The 5,087-nt window shown below is 62.4% G+C and carries 6 protein-coding genes; all 6 read left to right on the top strand.

The window, feature by feature from the left end:
• Positions 1-1,245: ABC transporter substrate-binding protein (locus KNN17_RS21970; RefSeq protein WP_241711007.1), on the top strand; the 1,245-nt coding region annotated here is incomplete at its 5' end.
• Between the two features lie 12 nt (positions 1,246-1,257).
• Complete coding sequence (locus KNN17_RS21965) at positions 1,258-2,247, top strand: carbohydrate ABC transporter permease (RefSeq protein WP_241711005.1); 990 nt, start codon at positions 1,258-1,260, stop codon at positions 2,245-2,247.
• Positions 2,240-3,028 carry a carbohydrate ABC transporter permease gene (locus KNN17_RS21960; RefSeq protein WP_241711003.1) on the top strand — a complete coding sequence of 263 codons (789 nt, stop codon included), beginning with the start codon at positions 2,240-2,242 and terminating at the stop codon, positions 3,026-3,028. Before KNN17_RS21965 ends, KNN17_RS21960 begins: the two co-directional genes overlap by 8 nt.
• A 24-nt stretch (positions 3,029-3,052) precedes the next feature.
• Positions 3,053-3,412, top strand: a complete 360-nt coding sequence (locus KNN17_RS21955) for a tautomerase family protein (protein WP_241711001.1) — start codon at positions 3,053-3,055, stop codon at positions 3,410-3,412.
• 39 nt (positions 3,413-3,451) lie between these two features.
• The gene (locus KNN17_RS21950) at positions 3,452-4,342 is read left to right on the top strand and encodes a TolB family protein (RefSeq protein ID WP_241710999.1); all 891 of its coding nucleotides are present in this window, start codon (positions 3,452-3,454) and stop codon (positions 4,340-4,342) included.
• Position 4,343: 1 nt separating this feature from the next.
• Positions 4,344-5,087 (top strand): aldo/keto reductase (locus KNN17_RS21945; RefSeq protein ID WP_241710997.1); only part of this gene is annotated, 744 nt, incomplete at its 3' end.

Here is a 5,087-nt window from a genome sequence, read left to right as displayed (position 1 = left end):
ATCCAGTGGTGGAGCTGGACGCCGGACAATGATCTGGCCAACCGGGAGATTGCTGCGTTCAACAAGGAATTCCCCGACATCAAGGTCACCTACAAGAAGGTGCCCAACGCTGACTACACGGGCGTGCTGCGTCCGGCGTTGGCGTCCAACGACGGTCCGGATGTCTTCACTGTTTCCGCTAGCGGGACCGTCGGGCCGGTCAGCGTCTTCGCACCGTACGCGCAGGACCTGACCCCGGCGATCACGGCGAAGCTCGGGAACGACTGGAAGTCCCAGATCGCACCGAAGATGGCCGATGCCTTCACCGTTCAAGGCAAGCTCGCCGGCTTGCCGTGGGCGAAGCAAGGCGCAGGGAGTATGTGGATCAACAAAGATCTTTTCGACAAGTACGGGCTCACGGCGCCGAAGACGCTCCAGGACTGGGTGAAGGTTTGCCAGACCTTCCGGGCCAACGGGCTCGGGTGCTTCAAAGAAGGAGTGGGCGCCGGATTCGACGTTGACACCCTGCACTCGATCGCGAACAGCATTGACCCCGGGGTCTTCGCAGCAGCGCTCAGCGGTGACAAGAAGTGGACCGACCCGACCATGGTCAAGGCATGGGAGACCTTCAAACAGCTCTCGGACAACGGAATCCTCGACGCCGGCGCGGTCGGTGTCCAGCAGTATCCCGACGTCAACAACGCTTTCCTGACAGGCAAGGTCCCCATGGTGCAGATGGGCTACTGGTACTCGCAGTACGCGACCGTCAACAGCCTCACGGCGGCGCTGGCCGGAGCGGGGGTCCCTTCGGATACACCGAAAATCACCATTGTTCCGGTTCCGTTCCCCGATGTCGCCGGCAAGGGTAATCCGTACACGGTCTTCAGCGACCCGGATGCCGCGCAGGCGGTCAACAGCAAATCCAAGTCACGTAACGCGGCCACAACGTTCGCCTTGTGGCTTGGCGGCAGCAAAGCCGGCCAGCAGGTCGTGTCCGACAACGTCGACTCGATCCCGACCCTGAAGGGCGTGGAGGCGGCCTGGAACTCTATTCAGCTCGTCAATCCCAAGGTGCAGACACCACTCCTGCAGGACTTTGCCAAGAAGACTGCCGAGTCCACCGAACCGCGCCAACTGGGCTTGTCGCCTACCGTCATCCAGGCCATCATCGACGCCAACCAGGCGGTGCTGACCGGGCAGAAGAGTCCGGCGCAGGCAGCAGACGACGTACAGCATGTGGCTGACGCAAATCCGGCAAACAAGTAAGTAAGCAAGCAAATGAGCAAGAACAGCGCAGCAGTGAAATCCGTGGAGCAACCGTCACTCAACGGGCAGTCGGACCGCGGGACCAACAAACCCCGGCGTCCTGACACCGCAGAGCGTGCCCGGGGCAAGAGACTCGACCGCCGATTCGGTTTCCCGTGGATCCTGCCGGCAATGATTGTCTCGGTCGGTGTCCTGTACTACTGCATCGGATATACCGGCTACATCTCCACCCTGAATTGGGACGGGGCCAGTCCCGAGCCAATTCCGGTCGGCGCCCAGAACTACACCCACCTTTTCGCGGATCCGGTGTTCTGGAAATCGGTCGTACATACGGGCATCTTCTTCGTGGTCACATTCACGGTCCAGGTAGCGCTCGGCATGTTTTTCGCGATCCTTCTGCACTCGAAGGTGCGGCTGGGCGTGTTCTACAAGGTGTTGATCTTTGTCCCCGTGGTCCTGGCGCCCGCCACCATGGCCCCGGTCTTCCGCACGATCTACGCCCCGGATGGCCAGATCAATCAGATCATCCGGGCCCTGGGCCTGCACGATTTCTCCTACGCGTGGCTGGCCGATCAGAACACGGCCCTGATCGCCGTGATGTCTGCCGCGATCTGGCAGTCCACAGGTGTCGTCTTCGTCCTTTACTACGCCGCCATGAGCCAGGTCGAGCCGGAACTCATGGAGGCGGCCAGGCTCGACGGAGCGGGAAACTTCAGGATTATCCGAAGCATCATCTGGCCCGGGGTCAGGGGGACAACTTTGGCGATCGCTATCCTCACGGCGATCGGATCGCTCAAGACCTTCGACTGGCCCTTCCTGATCACCCAGGGCGGCCCGTCGTACGGCACGGAGTTCCTGGGGACGCAGATCTACCGGGTCAGCGTTGCCCTTTCACAAGTCGGCTACGGGGCCGCTCTCTCGATCATTCTTCTGGTCCTGGCACTCACCGTTGCCGTCATCCTGAACATCGCAGGCAAAGAAAAGGGGGCACGCCGTGTTTGAGGTCCGTCGCTGGTACACCAGAGGAGCACTCCAGCTCGTGCTGACGCTCATGGTGGTGCCGTTCGTCTTCCCACTGATCGCAATGGTCCAAGGCTCACTCGCAGGCAGCGGCTGGGGCAACTACGCCACCGTCCTCTCGCTCGGGCTGCTGCCCCGGTTCTTCATCAACAGTGTTCTGCTTTCCACGGCCGTCCTCGTGATCGTGCTTGCATGCACCCTGACTGCAGCATTCGGATTCTCCAAGCTACATATCCGCGGCAAGGAACTCTTCTTCTGGATGCTCCTCGCCGCCCTCACACTGCCGGAAGTAGTGCTCCTCGCACCGCTCTTTGCAACCGTGACAGCCGCGGGCGCCTACAACTCCTTGTGGGCAGTGATCGTGCCGGCCGCAGCACTGCAGATTCCGTTCACCGTGCTCCTTGCCCGCAACTTCGTCGACGGCATCCCCGATGAACTCATCGAGGCGGCCCGGGTCGACGGAGCAAACACCTGGCAGGCATTCCGGCACATCATCATGCCGCTGACACGACCCATCGTCGCAGCCATCGTCGTATTGGTCTTCATCAACTCGTGGAACGGGTACCTGTTCCCGCTGCTGTTCCTTCAGACCCCTGAACAGCAAACGATCACGCTGGTACCCCAGTACTTCGTCGGGCAGTTCAACAACGACCAGACCAAAGTCCTCGCGGCTGCCGTCCTGACCGCGCTGCCAGTCCTCATCGCCTACATCAGCCTCCAAAAGTTCTTCGAACGCGGCCTCGCAGCCGGCGCGTTGAAATAACCACAAACCAGGAAAGACACCACCATGCCCCACGCACGAATCGACATGCACCGCGCCCTCCAGCCGAAGATGGCTGACATCAGCGCCGCCATCCTCCGCGGAATGGTCAAAGGCTTCGAAATGCCCGAAGACGATCTCTTCCAGATCTTCCGGCTCCACGAGCCAGGCGAGCTCGTCTACTCCCCAACCTTCCCGAACCAGCAACGCGACGACATCATCTTCATCGAACTCGTGGCCCAGAACGTCTACAACGACGAACAGAAGCAGCGGACCATGGCCGCGATCGTGGACGAAGTCTCAGCCCTCGGAATCAAGCGCGACAACCTCCTTCTCGTGCACGTCGAAGTCCAAGGCGCCGCATGGTACGCGCCGGAACCCGTCTAAGCACAAACCACTTCCACATCCTTCAAGGAGAACCAAGGCATGTCATCTGCTCCCCAGCTAGCCAGCGGGCAACGGTCACAGGTATTCATCGGCGGCCCGGCCCAGGCACAGCCGACGTTGCTGTTCGAGACCGATGAACTCCAAATCGAAGCACCGAACTGGTCGCTCGATGGCAAGACCCTGTATGTCAACGGCAACGGCCTGCTCTGGGCTGTGGACGTCTCGACTCCGGAAACCGGCCTTCGCCACATCCCCTACGACGGCCTCCCCGAACTGAACAACGACCACGTTCTGGATCCGGATGGCGAGCACATTTTCCTGTCGGGAAATGACGGGCACATCTACCGTGCCGCCCTCAGCGGGGGCGCCGTCGAGCGCGTGAGCCCGGACGACGGGATGTGGCACTTCCTCCACGGCGTCTCCCCGGACGGCAAACGCCTTGCCTACGTCGAACTCAAAGACTTCTCAAATCCGGGAAGGCTCGCTGTTCTGCCACTGACAGGGGGGTCTGTATCGCGGCCTGACACCGGAACCGGTCACATCGACGGACCGGAATGGTCGCCGGACGGGGAGTGGATCTACTTCAACACCGAGGGATTCACCTCCGCTCCGGGACACGCGCAGCTCGCGCGAATCCACGACACCAGCGGCGAAGTCGAACGCCTCGTGACGAGTGAAACAGTGGACTGGTTCCCGCACCTGTCAGCGGACAACCAATCCGCGGCCTACATCTCCTTCCCGCCCGGAACCCTGGGCCACCCGCCCAACCTCGACGTCGAAGTCATCGTCGTCTCACCCCAGGACTGGACAACCCCGCTCCAGCGCTACCGGCTGTTCGGCGGACAAGGCACCATCAACGTCAACAGCTGGTCACCCGACAGCACACACTTCGCGTTCGTCGCCTACCCCACCGCCCATGACGGAGAGTGACATGGACCCGCAAATGCCCGCCGGCTGGCTCCGACCCCTCGGCAACACCGGCCTGACCGTATCCGCCGTCGCGGCCGGAGGCGGCCCGATCGGCAGCATGCCGGAAATGTTCGGCTACGACGTGCCCGCCGAACAAGCCATCGATCTGGTGACCCAGTTGCTCCGCAGCCCGGTTCGGGTCATCGACACCTCCAACGGTTACTCGGACGGCGAGAGCGAACGCAGGATCGGGCAGGGTATCGCCCGCGCGGGCGGGCTGCCCGCCGATTACCTGATTTCCACCAAGACCGACGGGAAGGACGGGGACTACTCCGGTGAGCGGGTCCGCCGGTCAATCCGGGAGAGCAAGGAACGCCTCGGACTCGACAGACTTCCGCTCGTCTATCTCCACGATCCGGAGTACGCCCTGGACCAGGGGCTCGACGCTCCGGGGGGTGCGGTAGAGGTGCTCGTTGAGCTCCAACGCGAAGGCGTCATCGGCGCGATCGGCCTGGCCGGCGGCGATGTCAAAGTCATACACCGGTTCCTGGACCTGGGCGTCTTTGACGTGCTCCTCAACCACAACCGCTGGACACTCGTCGACCGCAGCGCCGGAGCACTCTTCGACAGGGCAGCCGCGGCCGGCATGGGCATTGTCAACGCCGCCTACCTCGGCGGGGGCTTGCTGGCCAACCCGCACGGTCAACGCATGTACGGATACCGGCCCGCACCGGACCCGACCGTCAAAGCCGCCCTCGCGCTCGAA

The organism is Arthrobacter bambusae, from assembly GCF_022606295.1.
In the GTDB taxonomy this organism is placed as follows: Bacteria; Actinomycetota; Actinomycetes; order Actinomycetales; family Micrococcaceae; genus Arthrobacter; species Arthrobacter bambusae_A.
Note: the sequence above shows the minus strand (reverse complement) of the source record. Positions and strands in the feature narration are given on the sequence as shown.

Coding starts and splice junctions, on each gene's coding strand:
- KNN17_RS21965 (WP_241711005.1), top strand. CDS start 1,258: ATGAGCAAGAACAGCGCAGCAGTGAAATCCGTGGAGCAACCGTCACTC.
- KNN17_RS21955 (WP_241711001.1), top strand. CDS start 3,053: ATGCCCCACGCACGAATCGACATGCACCGCGCCCTCCAGCCGAAGATG.
- KNN17_RS21950 (WP_241710999.1), top strand. CDS start 3,452: ATGTCATCTGCTCCCCAGCTAGCCAGCGGGCAACGGTCACAGGTATTC.